Source organism: Aureimonas sp. ME7, assembly GCF_903970965.1.
In the GTDB taxonomy this organism is placed as follows: domain Bacteria; phylum Pseudomonadota; class Alphaproteobacteria; order Rhizobiales; family Rhizobiaceae; genus Aureimonas.
This window is the reverse complement of the sequence record NZ_CAJCKW010000004.1, coordinates 249,252-272,250: the sequence shown is the minus strand read 5'-3', so window position 1 is coordinate 272,250 and position 22,999 is coordinate 249,252. Positions and strand designations below refer to the sequence as shown.

Annotated in this window: 22 protein-coding genes; 10 read left to right on the top strand and 12 right to left on the bottom strand. The window is 65.5% G+C overall.

Annotation, left to right across the window (positions count from 1 at the left end; translation table 11 throughout):
- Positions 1-98: 98 nt before the first annotated feature.
- Together rpsD and H7A85_RS10020 are read right to left on the bottom strand one after the other, a co-directional pair.
- On the bottom strand, positions 99-716 hold the full coding sequence (gene rpsD / locus H7A85_RS10025; protein ID WP_182085784.1) for a 30S ribosomal protein S4: 618 nt from the start codon (positions 714-716) through the stop codon (positions 99-101).
- A gap of 207 nt (positions 717-923) precedes the next feature.
- Positions 924-1,082: a YqaE/Pmp3 family membrane protein gene (locus H7A85_RS10020; RefSeq protein ID WP_182085783.1), complete on the bottom strand. Its 159-nt coding sequence runs from the start codon at positions 1,080-1,082 to the stop codon at positions 924-926.
- Positions 1,083-1,194: 112 nt separating this feature from the next.
- Between H7A85_RS10020 and H7A85_RS10015 the strand changes: the two genes are divergently transcribed.
- Entirely contained in the window at positions 1,195-1,701 is a 507-nt protein-coding gene (locus H7A85_RS10015; protein ID WP_182085782.1) for a hypothetical protein, read from the top strand.
- Here the strand turns inward: H7A85_RS10015 and murI are convergent, their stop codons facing one another.
- Together murI and H7A85_RS10005 are read right to left on the bottom strand one after the other, a co-directional pair.
- A complete protein-coding gene (murI, locus tag H7A85_RS10010) occupies positions 1,702-2,484 on the bottom strand; it encodes a glutamate racemase (RefSeq protein ID WP_182085781.1) in 783 nt (260 codons plus the stop codon). It lies immediately after the preceding gene.
- The gene (locus H7A85_RS10005) at positions 2,481-3,167 is read right to left on the bottom strand and encodes an RNA methyltransferase (protein WP_244631099.1); all 687 of its coding nucleotides are present in this window, start codon (positions 3,165-3,167) and stop codon (positions 2,481-2,483) included. The genes murI and H7A85_RS10005 overlap by 4 nt, the downstream gene beginning before the upstream one ends.
- Before the next feature lie 293 nt (positions 3,168-3,460).
- Here H7A85_RS10005 and H7A85_RS10000 point away from each other — a divergent pair, with 293 nt between their 5' ends.
- Positions 3,461-4,678 carry an NADP-dependent isocitrate dehydrogenase gene (locus H7A85_RS10000; RefSeq protein ID WP_182085779.1) on the top strand — a complete coding sequence of 406 codons (1,218 nt, stop codon included), beginning with the start codon at positions 3,461-3,463 and terminating at the stop codon, positions 4,676-4,678.
- A 136-nt stretch (positions 4,679-4,814) separates the two neighbouring features.
- Positions 4,815-5,183: a hypothetical protein gene (locus H7A85_RS09995; RefSeq protein ID WP_182085778.1), complete on the top strand. Its 369-nt coding sequence runs from the start codon at positions 4,815-4,817 to the stop codon at positions 5,181-5,183.
- A 55-nt stretch (positions 5,184-5,238) separates the two neighbouring features.
- Here the strand turns inward: H7A85_RS09995 and alaS are convergent, their stop codons facing one another.
- The 3 genes from alaS to recA all read right to left on the bottom strand — a co-directional run bounded on the left by alaS (position 5,239) and on the right by recA (position 10,061).
- Positions 5,239-7,893, bottom strand: a complete 2,655-nt coding sequence (gene alaS / locus H7A85_RS09990) for an alanine--tRNA ligase (protein WP_182085777.1) — start codon at positions 7,891-7,893, stop codon at positions 5,239-5,241.
- A gap of 148 nt (positions 7,894-8,041) precedes the next feature.
- Entirely contained in the window at positions 8,042-8,812 is a 771-nt protein-coding gene (locus H7A85_RS09985) for a hypothetical protein (RefSeq protein WP_182085776.1), read from the bottom strand.
- 175 nt (positions 8,813-8,987) lie between these two features.
- Positions 8,988-10,061 (bottom strand): recombinase RecA, encoded by a 1,074-nt coding sequence (recA, locus tag H7A85_RS09980; RefSeq protein WP_182085775.1) that lies wholly within the window; start codon positions 10,059-10,061, stop codon positions 8,988-8,990.
- A 167-nt stretch (positions 10,062-10,228) separates the two neighbouring features.
- Here recA and H7A85_RS09975 point away from each other — a divergent pair, with 167 nt between their 5' ends.
- Complete coding sequence (locus tag H7A85_RS09975) at positions 10,229-11,077, top strand: hypothetical protein (RefSeq protein ID WP_182085774.1); 849 nt, start codon at positions 10,229-10,231, stop codon at positions 11,075-11,077.
- Positions 11,078-11,288: 211 nt separating this feature from the next.
- On the opposite strand, the gene H7A85_RS09970 is transcribed toward H7A85_RS09975, so the two are convergent.
- The gene (locus H7A85_RS09970; protein WP_182085773.1) at positions 11,289-13,805 is read right to left on the bottom strand and encodes a PAS domain-containing sensor histidine kinase; all 2,517 of its coding nucleotides are present in this window, start codon (positions 13,803-13,805) and stop codon (positions 11,289-11,291) included.
- Between the two features lie 284 nt (positions 13,806-14,089).
- Between H7A85_RS09970 and H7A85_RS09965 the strand changes: the two genes are divergently transcribed.
- Entirely contained in the window at positions 14,090-15,817 is a 1,728-nt protein-coding gene (locus tag H7A85_RS09965; RefSeq protein WP_182085772.1) for a flagellar biosynthetic protein FliO, read from the top strand.
- A 78-nt stretch (positions 15,818-15,895) separates the two neighbouring features.
- Here H7A85_RS09965 and dksA read toward each other — a convergent pair whose 3' ends face one another.
- A complete protein-coding gene (dksA, locus tag H7A85_RS09960; RefSeq protein WP_182085771.1) occupies positions 15,896-16,312 on the bottom strand; it encodes an RNA polymerase-binding protein DksA in 417 nt (138 codons plus the stop codon).
- 282 nt (positions 16,313-16,594) lie between these two features.
- Between dksA and H7A85_RS09955 the strand changes: the two genes are divergently transcribed.
- The 4 genes from H7A85_RS09955 to H7A85_RS09940 all read left to right on the top strand — a co-directional run bounded on the left by H7A85_RS09955 (position 16,595) and on the right by H7A85_RS09940 (position 20,308).
- Positions 16,595-17,095, top strand: a complete 501-nt coding sequence (locus tag H7A85_RS09955; protein WP_182085770.1) for a histidine phosphatase family protein — start codon at positions 16,595-16,597, stop codon at positions 17,093-17,095.
- Positions 17,096-17,165: 70 nt separating this feature from the next.
- Positions 17,166-18,620, top strand: coding sequence for a YcjX family protein (locus tag H7A85_RS09950; RefSeq protein WP_182085769.1), 1,455 nt, complete (start codon positions 17,166-17,168; stop codon positions 18,618-18,620).
- The gene (locus H7A85_RS09945) at positions 18,617-19,660 is read left to right on the top strand and encodes a TIGR01620 family protein (protein ID WP_182085768.1); all 1,044 of its coding nucleotides are present in this window, start codon (positions 18,617-18,619) and stop codon (positions 19,658-19,660) included. Before H7A85_RS09950 ends, H7A85_RS09945 begins: the two co-directional genes overlap by 4 nt.
- Positions 19,661-19,777: 117 nt before the next feature.
- Positions 19,778-20,308 (top strand): hypothetical protein, encoded by a 531-nt coding sequence (locus tag H7A85_RS09940; RefSeq protein ID WP_182085767.1) that lies wholly within the window; start codon positions 19,778-19,780, stop codon positions 20,306-20,308.
- A 4-nt stretch (positions 20,309-20,312) separates the two neighbouring features.
- Here H7A85_RS09940 and folK read toward each other — a convergent pair whose 3' ends face one another.
- The gene (gene folK, locus H7A85_RS09935; protein WP_182085766.1) at positions 20,313-20,816 is read right to left on the bottom strand and encodes a 2-amino-4-hydroxy-6-hydroxymethyldihydropteridine diphosphokinase; all 504 of its coding nucleotides are present in this window, start codon (positions 20,814-20,816) and stop codon (positions 20,313-20,315) included.
- Positions 20,813-21,667 (bottom strand): dihydropteroate synthase, encoded by an 855-nt coding sequence (gene folP, locus H7A85_RS09930; protein WP_182085848.1) that lies wholly within the window; start codon positions 21,665-21,667, stop codon positions 20,813-20,815. Before folP ends, folK begins: the two co-directional genes overlap by 4 nt.
- A gap of 132 nt (positions 21,668-21,799) precedes the next feature.
- On the opposite strand from folP, the gene H7A85_RS09925 reads away from it, so the two are divergent.
- Entirely contained in the window at positions 21,800-22,408 is a 609-nt protein-coding gene (locus tag H7A85_RS09925; protein ID WP_182085765.1) for a DUF922 domain-containing protein, read from the top strand.
- A gap of 15 nt (positions 22,409-22,423) precedes the next feature.
- Here H7A85_RS09925 and H7A85_RS09920 read toward each other — a convergent pair whose 3' ends face one another.
- Complete coding sequence (locus H7A85_RS09920) at positions 22,424-22,744, bottom strand: 2Fe-2S iron-sulfur cluster-binding protein (protein ID WP_182085764.1); 321 nt, start codon at positions 22,742-22,744, stop codon at positions 22,424-22,426.
- Positions 22,745-22,999 lie beyond the last annotated feature (255 nt).

The window sequence follows — 22,999 nt, the reverse complement described above, 5'->3', positions numbered from 1 at the left end:
GGATCGATCCTTCGCTTCGCGCTCCGCGTTAACAAGCCCAGCCGAAAAACAAAAGGCCGCCCGAGGGCGGCCTTTCGAAAGGTTCGGTGCGGAACCGATCAGCGCGAGTAGAACTCGACGACGAGGTTCGGCTCCATGATGACCGGATACGGCACGTCGGCCAGACCCGGAACGCGCTGGAACGTGGCGACCATCTTGGAGTGATCAGCCTCGATGTATTCCGGCACATCGCGCTCGGCGAGCTGCGTCGCCTCGATGAGGACGGTCAGCTGCTTCGACTTGGTACGGACCTCGATCACGTCGCCCGCCTTGCAGCGGTACGAACCGATGTTGGTGCGCACGCCGTTGACGTTCACGTGGCCGTGGTTGACGAACTGGCGCGCCGCCCAGATCGTGGCCACGAACTTGGCGCGATACACGATCGCGTCGAGGCGCGACTCGAGCAGGCCGACCAGGTTCTCCGAGGTATCGCCACGACGACGGGCGGCTTCCTCGTAGGTCTTGCGGAACTGCTTCTCGGAGATATCGCCGTAGTAGCCCTTGAGCTTCTGCTTGGCGCGCAGCTGCGTGCCGAAGTCGCTCATCTTGCCCTTGCGGCGCTGGCCGTGCTGGCCCGGGCCGTACTGGCGGCGGTTCACCGGGGACTTCGGACGTCCCCAGATGTTCTCGCCCATGCGGCGATCGATTTTGTACTTGGAAGACTCGCGCTTTGACATCGCATTTCCCAAAGGTGCGGCGCTCGCGGACCATCCGCGACGCCAGGAAACGCGCCCTCCTTTGCCCCGGATCAACCCGAGGCCGACAGGACCGCCGAACGAAGCGCACGGCGATCCACGGGACACGTAAAAAGAACCGGCGGGCCTTTCGACCCGCCGATGACGCCGTGACTATGGCCCGAAGCCGAATATGTCAAGCAGTCCCGCTCACTTGCGGGCGATCACCCAGACCGCATGGACGATGCCGGGAATATAGCCGAGCAGCGTCAGGATGATGTTGATCCAGAACTGCTTGCCGAGGCCGACCTCCAGAAACACGCCGAGCGGCGGAAGGAGGATGGCGAATATGATCTTGATCAGGTCCATGAGGGTCCACTCAACTCCGGTTCAACGGACGAACGAAACCGCGCGCCATCCGTTCCGCAGTGAGTTCGAAGGCCCTCCAATCCCCTGGAGACGGCCAGTCCGGGATAGTCGTATGCGATCCATCATCCGTCCGCTGCTTCTGGCAGCCTTTATCGCCCCCGGTGCCGCCCATGCGGATACCGGCTTTCTCACGCGCTTCGACGGCAGCTTCCGGGGAACCGGGTTCGTGCAGCGCGAGCAGGACACGTCTCCGCGCAGGGTCACGTGCAGCGTCGAAGGCTCACAGCCCTCGCAGGATCAGCTGCGGATTTCAGGCTCGTGCCGGGCGGCGATCATCGTGCGTCGGCAGATCGGTGCCGACATCCGCTTCGACCCTCGTTCGCAGCGCTATTCCGGAACCTATACGGGATCGTCGAAAGGCCCGGCGCAACTGTCCAACGGGCGTGTGCGCGGCGACACGCTGACCTTCGATCTCACCTACCCGACCCCGGTTCACGGAGACAGAAAGGCGACCATGACGATTCGCAACGCGGGCGGCGGCCAGTTCAGTCTTTCGGTGACCGATCAGGTGAACGGCCAGCCGAAGAAGACGTCGGACGTCACCCTTCGGGCCGGCTGATCAGGCCTGGAGACCGAAGCCGCGAACCAGCGAACGGGTCGCGGCATCGGGCGGGCCCGCCGTGAAGATGGCGCGATCCGCACTGGCGTCTCGATCATCGCGGGACGCGGAAAGCAGCGAGGCTGCGCGGCGCGCGATCGCCTCGGCCGGGTCGAGCCAATCGACCGGCCAGGGCGCGGTCTTGCGCATACGGTTCACGAGAAAGGGATAGTGCGTGCAGGCGAGGACGACGATGTCCGTCCGCCGTCCCCCCTTCTCGACGAAACACGGCTCGATCTCGGCGCGAACGGCATCCTCCTCCACGAAGCCGTTGCGCATGTAGACTTCGGCGAGCGCCGCCAGACGCACGCTGCCGACGAGGTTGACCTCGCAGCGCGCCCCCCATTGGGCGATCAAGTCGCGCGTGTATTGACGTTTCACCGTGCCGGGTGTCGCCAGAACGCTGACGAGGCCGGAGCAGGTGCGCTCCGCTGCCGGCTTGATGGCCGGCACGGTTCCCACGAACTGCATATCGGGGAAGGTCGTACGCAGATCGCCCAGCACCAAGGTCGAGGCGGTGTTGCATGGGATCATGCACAGCGCCGGCTTGTGCTCCCGGATCAGCGCGCCGAACAAGCCGACGATGCGCTCGCGAAGAGCCTCTTCCTCCCAGTCGCCATAGGGAAAGGCGGCGTTATCGGCGACGTAGACGAACCGCCGCTCCGGCATCAGGACCCGCGCCTCACGCAGCACCGTCAGCCCGCCGATGCCCGAATCGAACAGGAGAACCGGCCCCGCGCTCACTCCCCGCCTCGCGCCAAGCGGTGATCGATCGAACGGAGCACGCCGCGCAGCATTCGGATCTCGGGCTCGGAAAAGGAGGCGCGGGTGAACATGGTCCTCAGGTTGTGGACCATCGTGTCGCGCTTTTCGGGCGGGAAGAAGTAGCTCGTCCCGTCCAACGTTTCTTCCAGATGGGCGAAGAAGCGATAAAGCTCGTCCTTCTCCGCCGGGACGATCTCCGGCGCGGTGAAGCGGGGCGCCGCGCCCTCCTCCAGCCCCGACTTCATCCATTCGTAGCTCATCAGGAGCACGGCCTGGGCAATGTTGAGCGAGGCGAAGGCGGGATTGACCGGAAAGGTCACGATCTCGTCGGCGAGATCGACTTCCTCGTTCGACAGGCCGAAGCGTTCGCGCCCGAACAGGATGCCGACCGGCTGCTCCTTCGAAACGCGCACGCGCATTTCCTGCGCCGCCTCGTCCGGGCCGCGAACGGCCTTCAGCGAGTAGCGCGGCCGGGCGGTAGTCGCGAGGAGATAGGTGACGTCAGCCGCCGCCGCCTCTACGGTATCATACAGCCGAACGGCATCGATCACGTGGTCGGCGCGCGATGCGCTGGCGCGGGCGCGCTCGTTCGGCCAGCCGTCGCGCGGGTTGACGAGGCGCAGGTCGTCCAGGCCGAAGTTGGCCATGGCGCGCGCCACCATGCCGATGTTCTCACCAAGTTGTGGTTCCACGAGAATGATCGCCGGGCCGCCCGTCCTGTTCTCGTCAGTTCGATTGGTGCCTGCCAAGGCCTCGCGTCCTTCTATCCGTACCAGCGCTAGCCACTAGCCGATGCGCCCACCCCACGCAAAGCCGATCGTCGAGCGCCCGCGCTTTGCGTGCCGGGGGGCGGATGCTATAGGCCCGAAACGGACGCAGGGGGAAACCGTCCCCCTTTTCATTCAGAATGCGCCCGCGCCATCCGGCGGGGCGATCTTCCAGGGGATAAGCAGCGATGGCGAAGATCAAGGTCCAGAATCCGGTCGTGGAGCTCGACGGTGACGAGATGACCCGGATCATCTGGCAGTACATCAAGGACAAGCTGATCCACCCCTATCTCGATGTGAACCTCGAGTACTACGATCTGTCGGTCGAGAACCGCGACGCCACGGGCGACCAGGTGACGATCGATTCGGCCAATGCCATCAAGAAGCACGGCGTCGGCGTGAAATGCGCCACGATCACGCCGGACGAGCAGCGCGTCGAAGAGTTCAAGCTCAAGAAGATGTGGAAGTCGCCGAACGGCACGATCCGCAACATCCTCGGCGGCGTGATCTTCCGCGAGCCGATCATCATGAAGAACGTGCCGCGCCTCGTGCCGGGCTGGACGCAGCCGATCGTCGTTGGGCGCCACGCCTTCGGCGATCAGTACCGCGCGACCGACTTCAAGTTCCCCGGCAAGGGAACGCTGTCGATCAAGTTCGTCGGCGAGGACGGCGAGACGATCGAGCACGAGGTCTACCAGGCGCCCTCCTCCGGCGTGGCGCTCGCCATGTACAACCTCGACGAATCGATCCGCGAGTTCGCCCGCGCCTCGTTCAACTACGGGCTTCTGCGCAACTTCCCGGTCTACCTCTCGACCAAGAACACGATCCTCAAGGCCTATGACGGCCGCTTCAAGGACATCTTCCAGGAAGTGTTCGATGCCGAGTTCAAGGCCGAGTTCGACAACCGCAAGCTCACCTACGAGCACCGCCTGATCGACGACATGGTGGCGTCTGCGCTCAAGTGGTCGGGCGGCTACGTCTGGGCCTGCAAGAACTACGACGGCGACGTCCAGTCCGACATCGTGGCGCAGGGCTTCGGCTCGCTCGGCCTGATGACCTCCGTCCTTCTTTCGCCGGACGGCCAGACCGTCGAGGCGGAAGCCGCGCACGGCACGGTGACGCGCCACTACCGCCAGCACCAGAAGGGTCAGGAAACCTCGACCAACTCGATCGCCTCGATCTTCGCCTGGACGCGTGGTCTCGCGCACCGCGCCAAGCTCGACGGCAACGACGAGCTCAAGCGCTTCTCCGAGACGCTGGAGCGGGTCTGCATCGAGACGGTGGAGGCCGGCCACATGACGAAGGATCTGGCGCTCCTGATCGGCCCAGATCAGCCCTGGCTCTCGACCACCGGCTTCCTCGACAAGATCGACGAGAACCTGAAGACGGCGATGAACGCAGCCTGATCGGGTCGAGCTTCGCGAACCCAACGGACCCGGCCTCAGCGGCCGGGTTTTTCGTGTTGGGCTGCTGCATTCGCTGAGGGGAACCAGCGTTCCGGCCTTCCGTTAGGGGTCCATCAATCCCAACGGAGCCCTTCGAATGAAGCGTATGCTATTTGCCGCCGCCACCGCTGTCCTCCTGTCCGGGGTGGCCGCCCAGGCGCAGAACGCCGCCCTTGTCGAAGTCAACGACAACGTGGTGCTCATGCCCTGGAACAAGACCGTCGATGCGGTGGAGGACGCGAAGGTTCTGAAAAGCGGCGACGGAGTGGAACTCGGCGAGGTCGACGAGGTGCTGGGCACCGACGCGAACACGCCCGTCGCACTCGTGGTGGACTTCGACGGCGCGACGACCGGCTTCACCGGCAAGAAGGTCATTCCGATCGACCGCTTTTCGCCGGATGGCGCACGCCTGACGCTGACCACCTCGGCGGCCGAAGTGGCATCCTTCCCCGAATATGCCGACTAACGAAGAAAAGGGGCGCCGCTGGACGCCCCTTCTTCGTTTGGATCACGATCGATATTCAGGCAGCGAGACGAGCCTCGATCGCCGATATGGCTTGATCGGCGCGCTCGCCGTCCGGGCCACCGGCCTGCGCCATGTCGGGCCGGCCACCGCCGCCCTTGCCGCCGATCGCCTCCGACGCCGTGCGAACCAGATCCACCGCGCTGAAGCGCTCCGTCAGGTCGGGCGTCACGCCGACGACGACGCTCGCCTTGCCGTCCGCGACGCCGATGAACGCGACGATGCCGGAGCCGAGCCCCGCCTTCGCCTCGTCCACCATCCCCTTCAGATCCTTGGCGGCCACGCCTTCGAGAACGCGTCCGAGGAAAGAGACGCCACCGACCTCCTTCGGCGCGGCGGCGGATGCGGATCCGTCACCGGCCAAGGCCAGACGCTTCTTGGCCTCGGCGAGTTCGCGCTCGAGGCGTCGGCGCTCCTCGACCAGAGCCTCGACGCGATCCGCGATCTCCGACGCCCCGACTTTCAGCGAAGACGCGACGCGGCGAACGCGCGCGTCCTGCTCCAGCAAGTAGTCCAGAGCCGCGCGCCCCGTCAGCGCTTCGACACGGCGAACGCCTGCACCGACCGCGCTTTCGGACAGGATATGAACCAAGCCGATATCGCCCGTCGCGCGTGCATGGGTGCCGCCGCAAAGCTCGATCGAATAGGCAGCCTTGCCGCTGCCGTCCTTTGCACCGCCCATGGAGACGACGCGCACTTCGTCGCCGTACTTCTCTCCGAACAGCGCCATGGCGCCGAGCGCGATCGCGTCGTCCACGGCCATGAGGCGCGTTTCGACCGGCGCGTTCTCGAGGACGACGGCATTCGCCAGCGTCTCGACGCGCGCCAGTTCCTTCGCGTCCATCGGCTTGGGGTGAGAGAAGTCGAAGCGCAGGCGCTCGGGCGAGACCATCGAGCCCTTCTGCGCGACATGGGTGCCCAACACTTCGCGAAGGCCCTCGTGGAGGAGGTGCGTCGCGGAATGGTTGGCGCGGATCTTGCCCCGACGCTCGCGGTCCACCACGAGCTCCAGTGCGGCGCCCTTCCTGAGCGTGCCCTCGGCGACCCGGCCGCGATGGATGAAGAGGCCGTTCGCGACCTTCTGCGTGTCGGACACCTCGAACACGACGCCCTCACCGCGCAGCACGCCGGTATCGCCCACCTGACCGCCGGATTCGCCGTAGAACGGCGTCTGGTTCAGGATCACCGCCGCTTCCGTTCCAGCGGCCGCGCTCTCGATCTCGGCGCCGTCGCGCACGATGGCGCGCACTTCGCCTTCGGCCGTTTCCGTGTCGTAGCCGAGGAACTCGGTTGCACCCTCGCGCTCGCGGATGGCGAACCAGACGGTTTCGGCGGCCGCTTCGCCCGACCCGACCCAGCTTGCACGCGCTTCGGCCTTCTGCCGCTCCATCGCGGCCTGGAAGCTGCCGAGATCGACGCCGACACCGCGCGCGCGAAGCGCGTCCTGCGTCAGGTCGAGCGGGAAGCCGTAGGTGTCGTAGAGCTTGAAGGCGACTTCACCGTCGAGGCTGTCGCCCTGGTTCAGGCTCTGCGACGCTTCGTTCAGAAGGACGAGCCCGCGATCGAGCGTCGTCAGGAAGCGCTTTTCCTCCAACTTCAGCGTCTCGGAGGTCAGCGCCTCGCCGCGCACCAGCTCGGGATAGGCGCGGCCCATCTCGGAGACGAGCGTGGGCAGAAGCTTGTAGAGCACCGGTTCCCGCGCGCCCAGCAGCTTCGCATGGCGCATGGCGCGGCGCATGATGCGGCGGAGCACATAGCCGCGTCCCTCGTTCGACGGAAGGACGCCGTCGGCGATCAGGAAGGCGGTGGCGCGCAGATGGTCCGCGATCACGCGGTGCGACGCCAGGGCGTCGCCCTCGGCGCGCGAGCCGATGGCGTCCTCGACCGCTGCGATCAGGCGCTTAAAGAGATCGATCTCGTAGTTCGACTGAACGCCCTGCAGGATCGCCGCCATGCGCTCGAGGCCCATGCCGGTGTCGATCGACGGGCGTGGCAGATCGTGGCGCTGGCCGGGGCCGACCTGCTCGTACTGCATGAAGACGAGGTTCCAGAACTCCAGGAACCGGTCTCCGTCCTCCTCCGCCGAGCCCGGGGGACCGCCCCAGACCTGATCGCCCTGGTCGTAGAAGATCTCCGAGCACGGACCGCAGGGGCCGGTCTCGCCCATGGTCCAGAAGTTGTCCGAGGTCGGGATGCGGATGATCCGGTCGTCGGAGAAGCCGGCGATCGACTTCCAGAGGCGCGCAGCCTCCTCGTCCTCCGAATAAACGGTGACGAGCAGGCGCGACTGGTCGAGCGCGAACTCCTTGGTGACCAGGTTCCAGGCGAGGCTGATCGCCTCCTCCTTGAAGTAGTCGCCGAACGAGAAATTACCGAGCATCTCGAAGAAGGTGTGATGGCGCGCGGTGTAGCCGACATTGTCGAGATCGTTGTGCTTGCCGCCGGCACGCACGACCTTCTGCGCGGTGGTGGCGCGCGAATAGTCGCGCTTTTCCAGACCCGTGAAGACGTTCTTAAACTGAACCATGCCAGCGTTCGTGAACATCAGGGTCGGATCGTTGCGCGGCACCAGCGGGGACGAGGCGACCGGCTCATGTCCGTTCTTCGCGAAATACTGAAGGAACGTCGACCGGATATCGTTCACGCCGCTCATGGAATAGTCCTACGCTCGAAGAGAAGCGGTCGGCGGGAAACGCTGCCGCAGCCGCCTTTTAGCGAGCGCCCGAAAACCTGTCCATGGTCCGGGTTTCGAGGAAGCGGAGAGACCCGGGCCCTGTTGCCAAGGGGCGGCGGGCGGACGTTCAGGCAGCGGCGACGCGCGCCGCACGAAGCGAGGTCAGAAACGTGTTGGCAGCCACGAAGACGCGCGCGGACGCCTTTCGATCTTCTTCGATCGTGATGTTCGTCTTGCTGGCGAGCCGGTGCGCCTCGTTGGCGATCACGAACGGCAGAGACAAGGGTCCGGCCTGAAGCAGGCGGCCGGACACGGTGCGGTCCGTCATCGCTTCGTTGATCTTCCCATCGGTATCGGCCGTGAGCCATGGCATGCCGCCCATCGCGCCATGCGTGCACAGGAAATATTCCTGGACGTAGTTCGTTCGGGCACCGTTCTCCGGCCCATTTCCGCAATTGTGCCACCAGTTGCGCGACAACGCGCTTGGGTGGCGGCGCGCGTGGTAGCAATTGCGCACGTTGGAAGGAATGCGATCGGCGGCGACCGTCAGCGAACGGTCCACCGCATCGAAGAGGATCAGCCCGTCCACCACGTGTCCATGTTGGGCGAGTTCGCGGCACACGCGGATCACCGCCGCGCCACCACGGCTGTAGCCGGCCAGGAAGACGCGCGAAACCTTGCGCGCCGAGGTGCGATGGAGATCGCCCTCCACTTCACGCAGGATCATTCGGGACAGCTGTCGTGTGTCCTGCCCATCCATATTGGGGCCACGCAGATAGTAGCTCTTTCCCCAACCACCGCGAGAATGGAGGCGGTTGACGAAACTATGGGCGAACTGTGCGGCATAGGTCGGATTGCTGATCGGCCCGGTGCCGTCGATACCGGCAAAGAGATCCATGCGAACATCCTCCACAAGCGAGACCCGCCCATCAACGTGGGCGGAAATCAAGGCAGACTTGAGAAGGAAGTGGGCTGGGGACGCCGAATGACCACTCGCCCTTCGGTCGAGGACGTCGACCCATCGAAAACGGTAGACAAGAAAAAAGCGCCTTTCGGCGCTTTCTCCTGATCGATCACTCGGCGTCGTCGCTCGGGTCCGGCCCGCCGTTCTCCAGAAGCTTCTCGGCGATCAAGCCGGCGTTCTGGCGGATGGCGGCTTCGATTTCCGATGCGACCGCCGGGTTGTCCCGCAGGAACTGTTTGGAGTTCTCGCGGCCCTGGCCGAGGCGCTGGGAGTTGTAGGAGAACCAGGCGCCGGACTTCTCGACAATGCCCGACTTCACGCCGAGATCCACGAGTTCGCCGACCTTCGACACGCCCTCGCCGTACATGATGTCGAACTCGACCTGCTTGAACGGAGGCGCAAGCTTGTTCTTGACGACCTTGACGCGGGTCTGGTTGCCCGTAACCTCCTCGCGCTCCTTGATCGCGCCGATCCGGCGGATGTCGAGGCGGACCGAGGCGTAGAACTTCAGCGCGTTACCACCGGTCGTCGTCTCGGGCGAGCCGAACATGACACCGATCTTCATGCGGATCTGGTTGATGAAGATGACCATGCACTTGGAGCGCGAGATCGACCCCGTCAGCTTGCGCAGCGCCTGGCTCATCAGGCGCGCCTGCATGCCCGGCAGCGAGTCGCCCATCTCGCCTTCGATTTCGGCGCGCGGCGTCAGGGCCGCGACGGAATCGACCACGAGAACGTCGATCGCGCCCGAACGAACCAGCGTGTCGACGATCTCAAGCGCCTGCTCGCCGGTATCGGGCTGCGAGATCAGGAGACCATCCAGATCGACGCCGAGCTTGCGCGCATAGACCGGATCCAGCGCATGCTCCGCATCGACGAAGGCGCAGACACCGCCAGCCTTCTGAGCTTCGGCCACGGTGTGAAGCGCCAGCGTCGTCTTGCCGGACGACTCAGGCCCATAGATCTCGACGATGCGCCCCTTCGGCAAGCCGCCTACGCCAAGTGCGATATCGAGACCGAGCGAACCCGTGGACACCGTATCGATATCGAGCTTCTCGGTTGCGCCGAGCCGCATGATGGAGCCCTTGCCGAAAGCCCGCTCGATCTGCGACAGCGCTGCATCGAGCGCCTTGTTCTTGTCCACCGATGTATCCTCAACGAGACGGAGTGAATTCTGGGCCATGAGGGCAAGACCTTATTCCACGAGGAAGAATGAGCTGCAATGCGGTTGGCTGGGATTGATGTACCCTTTTTGTTCTCATTCCGCAAGCTCTGATCCTGATTTGTTCTCCGCTCGAATGGGATGAGGAGATGGTTTTCGATCACCCGTCAGGTGGCATCGACAAACGGATGACACGGATTCCAAAGTCCCGCTCCGTCGTGCTTGTCGGGCTCGCCTACCCGCACCATACGGAAGTCGCCGGTATCGAGAATGCGGTGCCGGTTCAGCGTCATGTGCGGGCGTCCGGCCACTGTTTCCATGCGGCACGGGTGCTTTGCGCGTCCGGCATCTCGGCCCATCTCGTCAGCGCTTGCGGCGGGGACGAGGAAGCCGACGTCGTGGGTGAGGCTCTGGTCGAAGCCGGCATTCTCGACGGTCGCATCGTCTGGCTCGATCGCTTGGGCGCCCGGCGCACGACACGGTTGGATACGCAAGGGCAGGTCATCGAAGACCGCCAAGAGTTCTCGATCGCCGATCGTCTGACACCGCGCGTTCTGTCTCGTCGCCATGTTCGCCACGCCCTGGATCAGGCCGACGCATGGATCATCGATGCGAGCCTGCCGGAGGTAACGCTTGAGCACCTTGCGACGCGCCCGGCGCGCCCACTCCTCCTCGCCATGAGCCATTCCGGCGTGGAAGCTCGAAGACTGCGCCCCATCCTTCGTCATGCCGACGTCGTCGTGCTCCCGCGACCTTGCGCGATATCGGTCTGCGATGCGCGGCCCGATACGACCCAGGAAGAACTTGCCGAACGGTTGCACGACCTCGGCGTTCGCAACGCGATCGTCTGTGGTTGCGGAACTTTCCTGATCCTCGATGCAGGCGCGATCCTTCCACAGGAGGTGGAGGGCACACCCGGCGACGACTGCGAGGGGCTCATTGCCGGCACCCTCATCGCCAAGATGCTGGCAGCCCAGCCGTTCCCGGTTGCGGCACGAGCGGCCATGGCGGCCGCTCGTTCGAGGCACGCTGAATGATGCATGGCACGGCATCACAGTTGGATCGGAAGCAAGGGCTCCGCGGCCAGTGAATCGTTGTGCCTACTACAACCGATCGTGGATGCCTTTGGCGGCGGATTTCCGCCGGTTAGGTCCTGTCGTTCGCGTTCGCCTTCAAGTGCAGCCTTCCTAGATCGGACGACGCTCTTGGTCCCGCAGGCTTTGCTCAACAGGCCGGAAACCCAATCACCTACTCTTCGAGCGCTTCCTTCACCGCCACTGCCAACTCTCTCAACGAGAACGGCTTTGGAAGGAATCCGAACTTCTCGCCCTCTGGCAAGTTCTTCGCGAAGGCATCTTCCGCGTAGCCGGACACGAAGATGAATTTCAGTTCGGGCCGCTGCTTGCGCATTTCCCGCAGGAGGGTCGGCCCGTCCATCTCGGGCATGACGACGTCGGACACGACGAGGTCGATCCGGCCGTCGAGCTCTTCCATGACGTCGAGCGCCTCGACGCCGCTGGACGCCTCGTGCACCTCGTAGCCGCGCATCTTGAGCGCGCGGACATTGCCGGCGCGCACGTTGTCCTCATCCTCCACGAGCAGGATCGAGGCGGTGCCCGACAGGTCGAGCTTGGCGTTCGATGCTGCCGCGGAGGGCGTCTCGCCTTTCACCACGGCTGTTTCCGCCGGGATATGACGCGGCAGGAAGATGCGGAAGGTCGTTCCTTCGCCGAGCTTGCTTTCGACGAAGATCGAGCCGCCGGACTGCTTGATGATGCCGTAGGCCATCGACAGGCCGAGGCCCGTTCCCTTGCCGATCTCCTTGGTCGTGAAGAACGGCTCGAAGATGCGCTCGGCGACGTCGGCCGGCATGCCCGAGCCCGTGTCGGAAACCTCCATCAGGACGTAATCGCCCTCGCCGAGTTCGCTGTAGCCGAAGCGGGCGGCCTCGTCGGCGGGCACGTTGCGCGTGGCGATGGTGACGCGCCCGTTCGTCGACATCGCGTCGCGCGCGTTCTGCACGAGGTTGGTCACCACCTGCTCGAACTGGCCGATATCGGCCATGACGGGCCAGAGATCGCGCGCATGCTGGCGCTCCAGCTTCACGAGATCGCCGGAGATCCGCTTCAGAAGGAGATGCATGTCGGCGATCACGTCCGTCAGGTTCAGCATCTTGGGACGCATCGTCTGGCGGCGCGAATAAGCGAGAAGCTGGCGCACGAGCGAGGCGGCGCGGTTGGCACTCTGCTTGATCAGCAGAAGGTCCTGGAACGACGGGTCGCCCGTGCGGTGGTTCAGGAGGAGGAAATCCACGGACGCGGTGATGATGGTCAGCACGTTGTTGAAATCGTGCGCGATGCCGCCGGCGAGGTTGCCGATGGCCTGCATCCGCTGGGCCTTGGCGAACTGGTCCTCCAGCGTACGCTGCTGGGTGATGTCGACGCCGTAGAGGATGACGACCTCGCCCGAACCATCGCCGACATCGGCGTTGGCGCTGAAATACAGGCGAACCGAGCGCACCGGCTCGGTCGTCAGCTCGGCGTCAACCGACGGAATGCCGGCCTGCCCTCGAAGCGCTGAGCCGAGCGCCTGACGGATCGCCTCTCGGTTCTCGTCCCGTACGCCGCTGGACACGAGGCTGCGACCCATCGCCGTTTCTTCGCCGAAAAGGGCGGCGAAGGCGGGGTTGGCGCGGGTCACGTGCCCGGCGGCGTCGATCGCGGCGATCGCCATGGGCGAGGAGTTGAAGAAGCGGGTGAAGCGCACCTCGGCGTCCCGTAGCGCGTTCTCGTCGTTGCCCTGCGGCGAGCGGTTGAGGACCAGCGTCCGGCTAAGACCGAGCGCACCGTCTGTTCCAGCGGTCGCGTTGCGCAGGAGACGCACCGGCAGCCGCTGTCCGGCAGCCGTGACGAGATCGAGATCCACCGTCTGCACCTCGCCCGATACGGCGGTGGACTGGGCGCGCCGCAGGACCGCCGCCGATTCCTCGCTGAGGTGGTCCGAGATCGAATGGGCGTACGGCTTGAAGGCGGCCAGATCCAGCGACAGCCAATCGGCAAGCGTCGCGTTGATATAGGCGAGGCGGCCCGACGTATCGGAGGCGAAGAAACCCGCCGGCGCATGGTCGAGGTAGTCGATCGCGTGTTGAAGGTCCTTGAAGAAGCTTTCTTGCTCCTCGCGCTCCGGCGTGACGTCCGAGATCTGCCAGAGTTGCAAGCCATCTGCCTCCGCGCCGAACGGGCTGACGGATGCGCGATACCAGTGCGGCGCCGAAGGCCCTGCTCCGCCGAGCTTGCGGGTCAGACGAAACTCTTCCTGGCCCATGCGGTTTTCGCGCGCCAGGTTGGCGAGGCGGTAGATCGCCTCCGACGCTTCGGGCTCGCGCGACAGAAGCCGCTCCAGGCTGCGAACGCCGCTGGAGCCGCTTGCCCCGGTTTCCTCGCCATAGGCGCGGTTGGCATAGACGATACGCCCGCGCCGATCCGTCACCAGCATGCCGGTCGGCAGGGCGTTGAGCGCCTCGCGCGCCACGTTGGCATCGCTCTCACGCGCGCCGAATCGCAGGAAACCGAGCGCGAGGCCGAAGATCGCGACGATGCCGAACATCGCCAGGATGCCGAAGATCGCGAGAAGCGCGATCGCCCCGTAGGAGTGACCGAGAAGCGCGAGGGTCGCCGCGAACACGAAGACGAACCCTGCGAGGAACAGCAGGCGCCGGACGCCACCGCCATCAAAATGCCCGTCGATCAAAGGTTTGTCGCTCATTCGGGTCGGCATTGCCCTGTTTCGGTCCACAGCTCAACTTCCATATACGGGAGAACGACCCTTCCGAGACAGTGACGAACAGAATAGGACCGGAGGCGGCACGATCACGAGATTCTGTCGAATTTGCGCCTGGCGCAATCGTTCGACATGATACGACGGCACTATGTTCCGTAGCTGACGCGGCGCTGGAGCGGCGTCGGCTACGCCCTAGAATGCAATATGAAAGGCGATCGACGCTCCCTCATGCGGTGAGCGGTTTCGGTGCCCCTCGGAGGATATGGTAAATGCGCGAATGGCTTGCCGGCGTCGTGGGCGACAGTCTGGCTCCCATCGTTACGGTGGTTCTGGCGGCGGCACTCGTCGTGTTGCTGGCGTTGGTTCTGATCGGTCTGGCCAAGCGTGTGCTGGCGGGAAGCGGCGGTATCGGCGGGCGCTCGCGGGCGCCGAGGCTCGCGGTTCTCGACATGGCGGCGGTGGATCCGAAGCGGAAGCTCGTTCTGGTGCGGCGTGACGACGTCGAACATCTCATTCTGATCGGCGGTCAGAACGATCTGGTCGTGGAGCCCGGGATCGTGCGCGGCCAGCCTCGTCGTCAGCGCCAGGAGCCGAACTTCGCCGAGGCCGAGCGCGCCAGCCAAGGTCCGCTGCCGCATCGCCGCACGCCGCAGCCGCAGCCGCAGCCGCAGCCGAGCGTTCAGCCGATTCCCGATGTCGGCCAGTCCGCCGGGACCCCCATAGCGCTCGCGCCCGTCGCCGAGCCACGCGCCGAACCGGACGCGCGGAGCCGTCCGCTTCCATCTGCTCCCATCCCCCCTCGCCCGCAAGCGACCGAAACGGCGCCTTCGATCCCGCCGGAACGGGACACGCCGTCTCTCACGGTGCCGCAGGTTCAACCGGCTCGCGCGGCCGAACCGTCCGTCGAACAGGATCGCCTTCCGCCGCGTCCACAGCCCGAACCGGCGCCGATCGTTGCAGCTCCCGTGGCGCCGCGCGTCGAGGCGCCATCGCCGAGGCCCGCCGAAATCCAGGCGCGCGGGCTTCCGCAGGCTATCCCAGCCGCTCCACAGCGCCGGGAGCCCTCGTTCGCGCCCGAACCGTCGACACCCGTCGCCGCGGTGCCGCTTCGCCCCGTAAATGCGCCCGTCGCCGCGGCGCCGGCCTCGCCGAACGCTTCGCCTCCGGCGACTCGCTCGCAGCCTGTCCCGGCCGACATTCGCGTAGCGCCCCGTGAAGCGCCGATCGCTCCTGCCGTTTCGCCGACGGGAAGCGAGGTGAAGCGGACCGAGAGTTCGGACAAGCTAAAGGCCAACCCTGCCAGCGCGCCGGAGCCGGTTTCGACACCGCAGGCGGCTCCCCTTCCTCCGGTTCAGACTCCCCGCTCCATGGCGACGCCGACGCTCGCACCCCCGCGCACCAACCAGCCGGTGGCCGGCTCGCCGGTCGCCCCATCGCTTCCGCCGAAGGTGGAGCCGACGCCGACGCCGGCGCGATCGCTCTGGGCCGCGGCTGCCGGAACGTCGAGCGGAAATCAGTCGGTTGTCGCTCCGCCTTCCACTCCGCCGACCCCGGTGCAGGCGACACGGGCCTCCGTCGCGACGCCCGTGGCTCCCCCGGAGGGTTATCGCGGTCCGCCGGCACCTCCCGTCGCGCAACCGGCGCAATCGTCAGCACAGCCAGCGCAGACGATGGTCGGTCAGGTCGGGTTCGCCGGACCGGAGCCGGTTGCGGACGAAGGTGCTCGATCGCCGTTGTCGGTCAAGAGCTTCGCGACCTCGATCCAGGAGCGTCGTGCAACGCCTACCTCCCCTGCGGAGCCGGTGCCCGCTCCGAGGGCACGCGAGACGGAAGCCGAACCCCGCTCGCCGGAAGCCGCACGTCAGGCCTCCGAACCTAGCGTCGCCCCACCGGTCGGATCGGCGGACTCTCCGGCGGACGAACGCCCGTTGACGCTGGAGGAGGAGATGGAGAGACTGCTCCACGACTTCACGATCGACGTGTCCGATCGTCGCTGATCGCTCCTTCATCGAGGCAAACGAAAACGGGCCGCTTTCGCGGCCCGTTTTCGTTTATAACTCGTCGATGGGGACGAACTACTCGTCGCGATAGACCTTCTCGCGGCGCTCATGCCGCTCTTGCGCTTCGAGCGACATGGTGGCGATCGGACGCGCGTCCAAACGGCGAAGGCTGATCGGCTCGCCGGTCTCCTCGCAATAGCCGTAGGTTCCGTCGTCGATCCGCTCGATCGCTGCGTCGATCTTCGAGATGAGCTTGCGTTGGCGGTCCCGGGCGCGAAGCTCGATGGCGCGATCGGTTTCCGACGATGCACGGTCGGCGGCATCGGCCAGATTGGCGCTTTCGCTGGCCAAGGCGTCCAGCGTCTCGCGCGCTTCCTTCAGGATGTCGGACTTCCAGCGTAGGAGCTTCTTGCGAAAATACTCCTTCTGCCGGTCGTTCATGAAGGGGCCGTCTTCGGGAAGACCGGCCTCGAAGGGTAAGGTCTCGCTCATTCGCTTCCTCCATCAACGACGTGGCCGGGCTTATAGCGACCGCTTTCGCCGGGGACAAGCGGCCTGTAACGCACCAGCCGAAACACAGGCTCTTCCTAAGCCTCGATAATCAAACGAAATTCATGACGGATTGGTGAAACCGGGGAGCGCGCCCCATGGGCGCGACCCATCGTCCGGGAGTAGCGAGGGACAACCGAGGTAACTCCCTGTGGTTGTGAGGATCAGGGGAATCGATCCATTTCTGTCCTCGACCAAGCGTCGGCGCAGGCCCTATGAGCGGACATGGTCACCTTTCATCGCTTCCATCTTCTTCGCCATGCGCATTCGTCATGGGCGGTTCCCGGCGAAAGGGACCATGAGCGACCGCTCGACGAGCGCGGCAACGCCGACATCGCATCGATCTCCGAGCGGGTTCGCGATGTGTCGAGTGGGATCCAGACCATCGTGTGTTCCTCCGCGAGGCGAGCCCGACAAACGCTTGAAGGGATACGCCCGGCGCTGCCGAGCGACATCGCGATCCATATCTCCGACGATCTCTACGCGCTCGGCGCCCCCGCGTATGCAGCCGCGCTACGGGCTCATTGCGTCGCCGAAACGCTGCTGATCGGGCACAACCCATCGATCGAGGAGTTCGTCCGCGCGACCTGTATCAATGGGGATCGGGGCGCGGTCGGGATCGCCAGCCATGGCATCGGAACGGCTCACTGGATCACGATCCACCGACTGCCGGATGCGCCGGACGGCACGCTTCGCGGTTATTTGCATGCCGTGATCCGACCCTGAACCTTCGATTCCCGTTGGCCGATGCCTATATGCGTCGTGGCCTCGCATCATCGGGAAACATCGAGACAGAATGCCTTCCATCGCCGACGAAGCCCGTATCGCGTTCGACAATCTGGCGGATCGAGGCGCAGGCCTGTTTCATCCCACGATTCGATTGGGCGTGGCGGGACTGTCGCGCGCCGGCAAGACCGTCTTCATCACCTCGCTGATCCACAACCTTCTCCACGGCGGCCGGCTGCCCTTGTTCGAGGCGCAGAGTTCGGGGCGGATTTCGCGAACCTATCTGGAGGAGCAGCCGGACGATGCCGTGCCGCGCTTCCAGTACGAAGAGCACATCCGCGCCATCGTCGAGGAGCGCGTCTGGCCGCAATCGACGCGGGCGATCTCGGAACTGCGGCTGACGGTAGAGTTCGAGTCGGCGTCCGGCTGGGCGCGGTTCGTGCGCGCGGGCAAGCTTTCGATCGACATCGTGGATTATCCCGGCGAATGGCTTCTCGACCTCCCGCTTTTGGAAAAGCGCTACGAGACGTTCTCGGCCGAAGCCTTGGAGCGTGCGCGCATGCCCTCGCGCGCCGCGATGGCCGAACCGTTCCTCCAAGCGCTCGCAACGATCGACCTCGCCGCTCCCGCGAACGAGCCCGATAGCCAGCGGCTGAGCGCGGCTTTCGCAGCCTATCTCCGGGCCTGCCGAGAAGACAGGACGGCACTATCCACCCTTCCCCCCGGCCGCTTCCTGATGCCGGGCGACCTCGATGGCTCGCCCGCCCTCACCTTCGCGCCGCTGGCGGTGGAACCGGGACGGATCTACGAGAAGGGCAGCTTCGCCGCCGTTCACGCCCGGCGCTACGAAGCCTACAAGACCGTGGTCGTGAAGCCCTTCTTCCGCGACCACTTCGCGCGGCTCGATCGCCAGATCCTCCTGATCGACGCGCTGCAGGCGATCAATGCAGGCCCCGAAGCGGTGCAGGACCTCGAAACAGCGCTCGCGGACATCCTCGCCTGCTTCCGTCCGGGACGAGCCAGTTGGCTCGGCTCGCTCGTGACGCGGCGGATCGATCGTATCCTCGTTGCCGCCACCAAGGCCGACCACCTCCACAGGAGCAACCACCAGCGCCTGGAGAACATCGTCCGTCGTCTCGTCGACGGCGCCGTGTCGCGCGCCAAGCTGTCGGGCGCCGAAACGGAAGTCGTCGCTATGGCCGCCATTCGCGCGACGCGCGAAGCCAGTGTCGCCGACCGGGGCGACACCCTTCCCGTGATCGTCGGAACGCCGATCGCGGGAGAGGAGATCGCAGGGCAACGCTTCGACGGCCATACGGAAACCGCCGTCTTCCCGGGCGACCTGCCGGAAGAGGCCGGGCGTGTCCTGAAAGGCGGAGACGGCGGCGCACGACTGGATCCCGTGACCTTCGTGCGCTTCAAGCCGCCTCGGCTGGAGAAGACGGCAGAGGGCCTGACCCTGTCTCTGCCCCATATCCGGCTGGACCGCTCACTTCAGTTTCTCCTGGGGGACCGGTTGGCATGAGCGAGACCCCTCCGCGACGGCCCGCCGCCTTTTCGCTCGATCCGGCACCTGAAATCCCGATCCCAACACCAAGGGAGCCTCGCAGCTTCAGCGATCTCGCTCAGGTCCGCATCGAAGCCGACGACGAACTGGAAGCCGAGGCGGCAGCAGCGCTGGACGCCGGCTCACCCGTGCGGGCTCGGAAGCGAGGCTTCTCCTTCGGCAAGCTCGCGATGGGCGCGCTCGGTGCGATCGTCTCGATCCTCTTCGGACTCGCGCTCGACAGCTTCATCCGCGAGCTCTTCACGCGCGCGGACTGGCTGGGCTGGGTCGCGGTCGCCTTGAGCGCACTTCTGTTGATCGGCGTCGTCGGCGTCGCCCTTCGCGAAGCGCTTGGCATCCTTCGCCTCGACACGATCGAGCGCGAACGGGAAGACGGCAGACGCGCCTTCGAAACGGACTCCGCTGCCGAAGCGACGGATGTCGTGGCAAGGCTCGTCGCACTGGTATCCTCCCGCGCCGAGACGGCGGCGGGGCGCGATCGCCTCGCGGCGCTGCGTGACGACGTCATCGACGGACGGGACCTGATCCGCCTTGCGGAGCGCGAGTTGCTACTGCCTCTGGACGCGAAGGCTCGCGCAATCGTCCTGGCCTCGGCCAAGCGCGTTTCGGTGGTGACCGCCGTCAGTCCGCGCGCGCTGGTGGACCTCGCCTTCGTTCTCTTCGAAACCGTTCGCCTGATCCGCGCGATCGCGGCGCTCTATGGCAGCCGCCCTGGCACCATTGGCCTCGTCCGTCTGGTGCGGGACGTGCTCGCCCATCTCGCCGTCACCGGCTCCATCGCCGTCGGCGACAGTCTGGTCAGCGAGGTCGTCGGCCATGGGCTTGCCTCGCGCCTGTCGGCCAAGCTGGGCGAGGGCGTCGTCAACGGCCTGCTGACGGCCCGCATCGGCATCGCGACGATGGACCTTTGCCGTCCCCTGCCCTTCCTCGGCGTCCAGCGCCCTCGCATCGGCGATTTCATGAGCGATCTGACGAACTTGGGGGCCAAGCGCAGCTGAGGATTTCGTGCAACGCGCGACGTGCGACGGCAGGAGGCATGGCGCCTTCAGAAAGGATCGGTTAACCGTTCGGAGCGATAGATAGCTCCCATGTCCTTGCCGTTCCGAAGGCCCGCCATGATCCGCCCGATCGCCCTTGGTCTCACCCTTCTTTCGCTCGCCTTCGGTTCCGTCCAGCCGGCTCGCGCCGATGGCGACGAGGCGTTCTTCCAGTCCGTGTTCGGCCGGTGGACAGGCCCGGGCGAAATCGTCGCCGGCAAGTACAAGGGCACCAAGTTCGTGTGTGACCTCGCTGGCATTCAGCCGGATAAGGCGGTCGGCATGTCGCTCGACGGCTCCTGCCGCGTCGGTATGTTCTCCCAGCCGATGACCGCGACCTTCACGCGCGGCGGCGCCTCCTACAAGGGCTCTTTCCTGGACGGCTCCAAGGGCAAGGGGCTCGACATCGTCTCGGGTGACGTGACGGGCAATCGGGTCGTGGTCGGCCTCGACCGCAAGCAGCTGAAAGGCGCGATGGTCGCCCGGCTGGAAGAGCAGGACAAGCTGAAGATCACCATTTCCGTGCAAGTCGCCAACGAACTCGTGCCGGTGATCGGAATGACTTTGAAGCGCGACGAGAGTGTCAAACGCGCCTCGCTCGAGAAGTGAGCGTCTAGGCGCCTCGCCACCAATCGGGCCCCGCGAGCGCCACCTCGACTCCGCTTCGGTCCAGCGCCTGCAATCTCTCGCGAACGCTCGCGCCTGCGATGTCGAGATCGGGCGCGATCTCGGCGAGCGGCACCAGCACGAAAGCGCGCTCCGCCATGCGGGGATGGGGCAGCGTCAAATGCTCGCCATGGATTTCCTCGCCTCCGAAATCGAGGATGTCGAGATCGATCGTCCGTGGTCCCCACCTGACCAGCCTGTGACGATGAAGCGCAGCTTCGGTCGCGAGGCAAAGCTCCAGAAGCTCCGGCGCAGACCGCGCGGTCCGAACGCGGGCGCAGGCGTTCAGGAAGGCGGGCTGCTCCACCGGCCCCCAAGGCGGTGTCCGGTACACCAAGGATACGCCGAGCACTTCCGTCCGCGCGTCCATATCGAGCCGGCGCAGGGCTTCGGCCATGGCCGCGATCGGGTCGCCGAGATTTCCGCCCAGTCCCAGGAACGCGATCGTCACGAGCGCGTCCGATCCTGCATCGCGCCGAGCGCGGCATCGACGATCGCCAACGCGTCGCGCGTCGGCCCGACCGCATGGACACGGAAGATCGAGACGCCACGCTCGCGCAGGAGAACGCTCGTGGCGGCCGTCGCGACGTCCGGATCGCCTCGGTCCTCGCCAAGGGCCGCCCGGACGAAACGCTTGCGCGATGTTCCCGCCAGAAGCGGAAATCCGAGCGCGGCCAGTGCGCCCATGCGCATCATCAGTGACAGGTTCTCCTCCGTAGTCTTCGCGAAGCCGAAGCCGGGATCTAGGACGATGCGATCGTCGGCAACGCCCGCCTCCCTCGCCAAGGCGATCGATCGCTTCAAAAAGGCGAATTGATCGACGATCACATCCGGGTCGCGCTCGCGGTCCCTACCCGTGTGCATCAGGCAAAGCCCGGCGCCGGTTGCGGCCGCGACGTTCAGAATATCAGCGTCGCGCTGCCCCCCCCATACGTCGTTGACGATGGTGGCCCCCGCCTCAATCGCCAGTGCCGCCGTTTCGCTGCGATAGGTGTCGATCGAGATCGGGACCCCGGTCCGCGAGCGAAGTTCGCGGATCACCGGCAGTACGCGTGCCTGCTCCTCGGCCGCCGAAACGGGCGCGGCACCCGGCCGCGTCGATTCGCCGCCGATGTCGATGATGGCCGCTCCCTCGTCGATCATCCGCAGAGCGGCGCCGACCGCGTCCTCCACCGACTTGTCGTATCGCCCGCCGTCGGAGAAGCTGTCTGGCGTAACGTTCAAGACGCCCATGATGGTGGAGCAAGGCCCCAGGATGAGCGAAGCTCCTCCGGCCAGTTGCCAAACCCGTTCGGTCGTCATCGAGATGTCGCGCAAGGAATGCATTCCCGTTCAACGGCTTCGAGGCCGCAATTATTTCGCAATCGTCTCTTGTAACGACGCGTAACCTGCGTAGCGTAGCGAGTAGAGGTTTCAAGGCTCAAGGGAGTGGGCATGCGGCGACTTCTGTTCTCCTGCCTCGCGGCGGGATTCTTGACCCCAGGCCTCGCCTTCGCCGGCTCGGTGACGGAACGAACGACCTATTTCATGGTCAAGGGTTCCACCTTCGCCGAAATCGACAGGGCGTTGGGCCTCAAGGGCCCGCTTCTGTCCGGACGCGAGCGCCGGGCGGGAGCGACCGAAGTCTCCTTCACCGGCGACTTCCAGTACCAGGCCCAGAAGCTCGGCTGCGCCCTGAAGCGCACCAACCTGCGCCTTGATCTCCACACCACTCTTCCTCGGTGGAACGCGCCGAGCGGGGCGGATGCGCAGACCAAGGCCATGTGGAAGGTGCTGCATAAGGACATCGCCACGCATGAAGCCAAGCATGGCGAGATCGCCAAGTCCTGGCTTCGCCGGATGGAGAAGGAGCTGATCGCCCTCCCCCCCTCGGCCGACTGCGCCAAGATGGAGGCGATCGCCACCCGCCGGTCCAATCAGTTGCTGCTCGCCCACGAAAAGGCTCAGCGCGACTTCGACATGCAGGAAGCCAAGGTCGTCGATGCCCGGCTCCGCGACAAGCTTAACGCAGAGCAGAACCGCCGCGTAGCCGCCGCCAGGTAAGCCAAGGCCCGCGCGTCAGCCTTGACGTGCGGGCACGCTGACCGTCAGCCCGTCGAGCTCCGGGCGAACCCGGATCTGGCACGAAAGTCGGGAATTGGCGCGCACGTCGACGGCGAAGTCGAGCATGTCCTCTTCCATCGGCTCCATCGGCGGAAGCCGGTCGAGGAAACCCTCTTCCACATAGACGTGGCACGTGGCGCAAGCGCAGGCACCGCCGCAATCGGCGTCGATGCCGGGTATGTCGTTGCGGATCGCGTTCTGCATGACGCTGGAGCCGTCGGCGGCATCGACGTCGTAGCGTGTACCGTCATGGGCGATGAAGATGATCGAGGTCATTGCTGCGCGTAGACCGGCCGAGGATTGGGGTCAACAGCATGCCCGATTCCCGCTTGTGAGAAGGTTATCAACAGCTCCCGCACCCAACGCACCCCTAGCGGTTTGGAACGCAGTGGAGTTCGGGTAGGATCGCCCTTCCAATTCGCGCCCGGTACGGCCTTCAGGTCACGAACCCATCGAAACGGGCGCAAACGCTGGCTTCCCGCGCGTCTCCGCCGGAGCCCCGTTCCGTCCAACGGACGGTTTGCATGGCAA

Coding starts and splice junctions, on each gene's coding strand:
- rpsD (WP_182085784.1), bottom strand. CDS start 716: ATGTCAAAGCGCGAGTCTTCCAAGTACAAAATCGATCGCCGCATGGGC.
- H7A85_RS10020 (WP_182085783.1), bottom strand. CDS start 1,082: ATGGACCTGATCAAGATCATATTCGCCATCCTCCTTCCGCCGCTCGGC.
- H7A85_RS10015 (WP_182085782.1), top strand. CDS start 1,195: ATGCGATCCATCATCCGTCCGCTGCTTCTGGCAGCCTTTATCGCCCCC.
- H7A85_RS10005 (WP_244631099.1), bottom strand. CDS start 3,167: ATGGTGGCGCGCGCCATGGCCAACTTCGGCCTGGACGACCTGCGCCTC.
- H7A85_RS10000 (WP_182085779.1), top strand. CDS start 3,461: ATGGCGAAGATCAAGGTCCAGAATCCGGTCGTGGAGCTCGACGGTGAC.
- H7A85_RS09995 (WP_182085778.1), top strand. CDS start 4,815: ATGAAGCGTATGCTATTTGCCGCCGCCACCGCTGTCCTCCTGTCCGGG.
- alaS (WP_182085777.1), bottom strand. CDS start 7,893: ATGAGCGGCGTGAACGATATCCGGTCGACGTTCCTTCAGTATTTCGCG.
- H7A85_RS09985 (WP_182085776.1), bottom strand. CDS start 8,812: ATGGATCTCTTTGCCGGTATCGACGGCACCGGGCCGATCAGCAATCCG.
- recA (WP_182085775.1), bottom strand. CDS start 10,061: ATGGCCCAGAATTCACTCCGTCTCGTTGAGGATACATCGGTGGACAAG.
- H7A85_RS09975 (WP_182085774.1), top strand. CDS start 10,229: ATGACACGGATTCCAAAGTCCCGCTCCGTCGTGCTTGTCGGGCTCGCC.
- H7A85_RS09970 (WP_182085773.1), bottom strand. CDS start 13,805: ATGAGCGACAAACCTTTGATCGACGGGCATTTTGATGGCGGTGGCGTC.
- H7A85_RS09965 (WP_182085772.1), top strand. CDS start 14,090: ATGCGCGAATGGCTTGCCGGCGTCGTGGGCGACAGTCTGGCTCCCATC.
- dksA (WP_182085771.1), bottom strand. CDS start 16,312: ATGAGCGAGACCTTACCCTTCGAGGCCGGTCTTCCCGAAGACGGCCCC.
- H7A85_RS09955 (WP_182085770.1), top strand. CDS start 16,595: ATGGTCACCTTTCATCGCTTCCATCTTCTTCGCCATGCGCATTCGTCA.
- H7A85_RS09950 (WP_182085769.1), top strand. CDS start 17,166: ATGCCTTCCATCGCCGACGAAGCCCGTATCGCGTTCGACAATCTGGCG.
- H7A85_RS09945 (WP_182085768.1), top strand. CDS start 18,617: ATGAGCGAGACCCCTCCGCGACGGCCCGCCGCCTTTTCGCTCGATCCG.
- H7A85_RS09940 (WP_182085767.1), top strand. CDS start 19,778: ATGATCCGCCCGATCGCCCTTGGTCTCACCCTTCTTTCGCTCGCCTTC.
- folP (WP_182085848.1), bottom strand. CDS start 21,667: ATGACGACCGAACGGGTTTGGCAACTGGCCGGAGGAGCTTCGCTCATC.
- H7A85_RS09925 (WP_182085765.1), top strand. CDS start 21,800: ATGCGGCGACTTCTGTTCTCCTGCCTCGCGGCGGGATTCTTGACCCCA.
- H7A85_RS09920 (WP_182085764.1), bottom strand. CDS start 22,744: ATGACCTCGATCATCTTCATCGCCCATGACGGTACACGCTACGACGTC.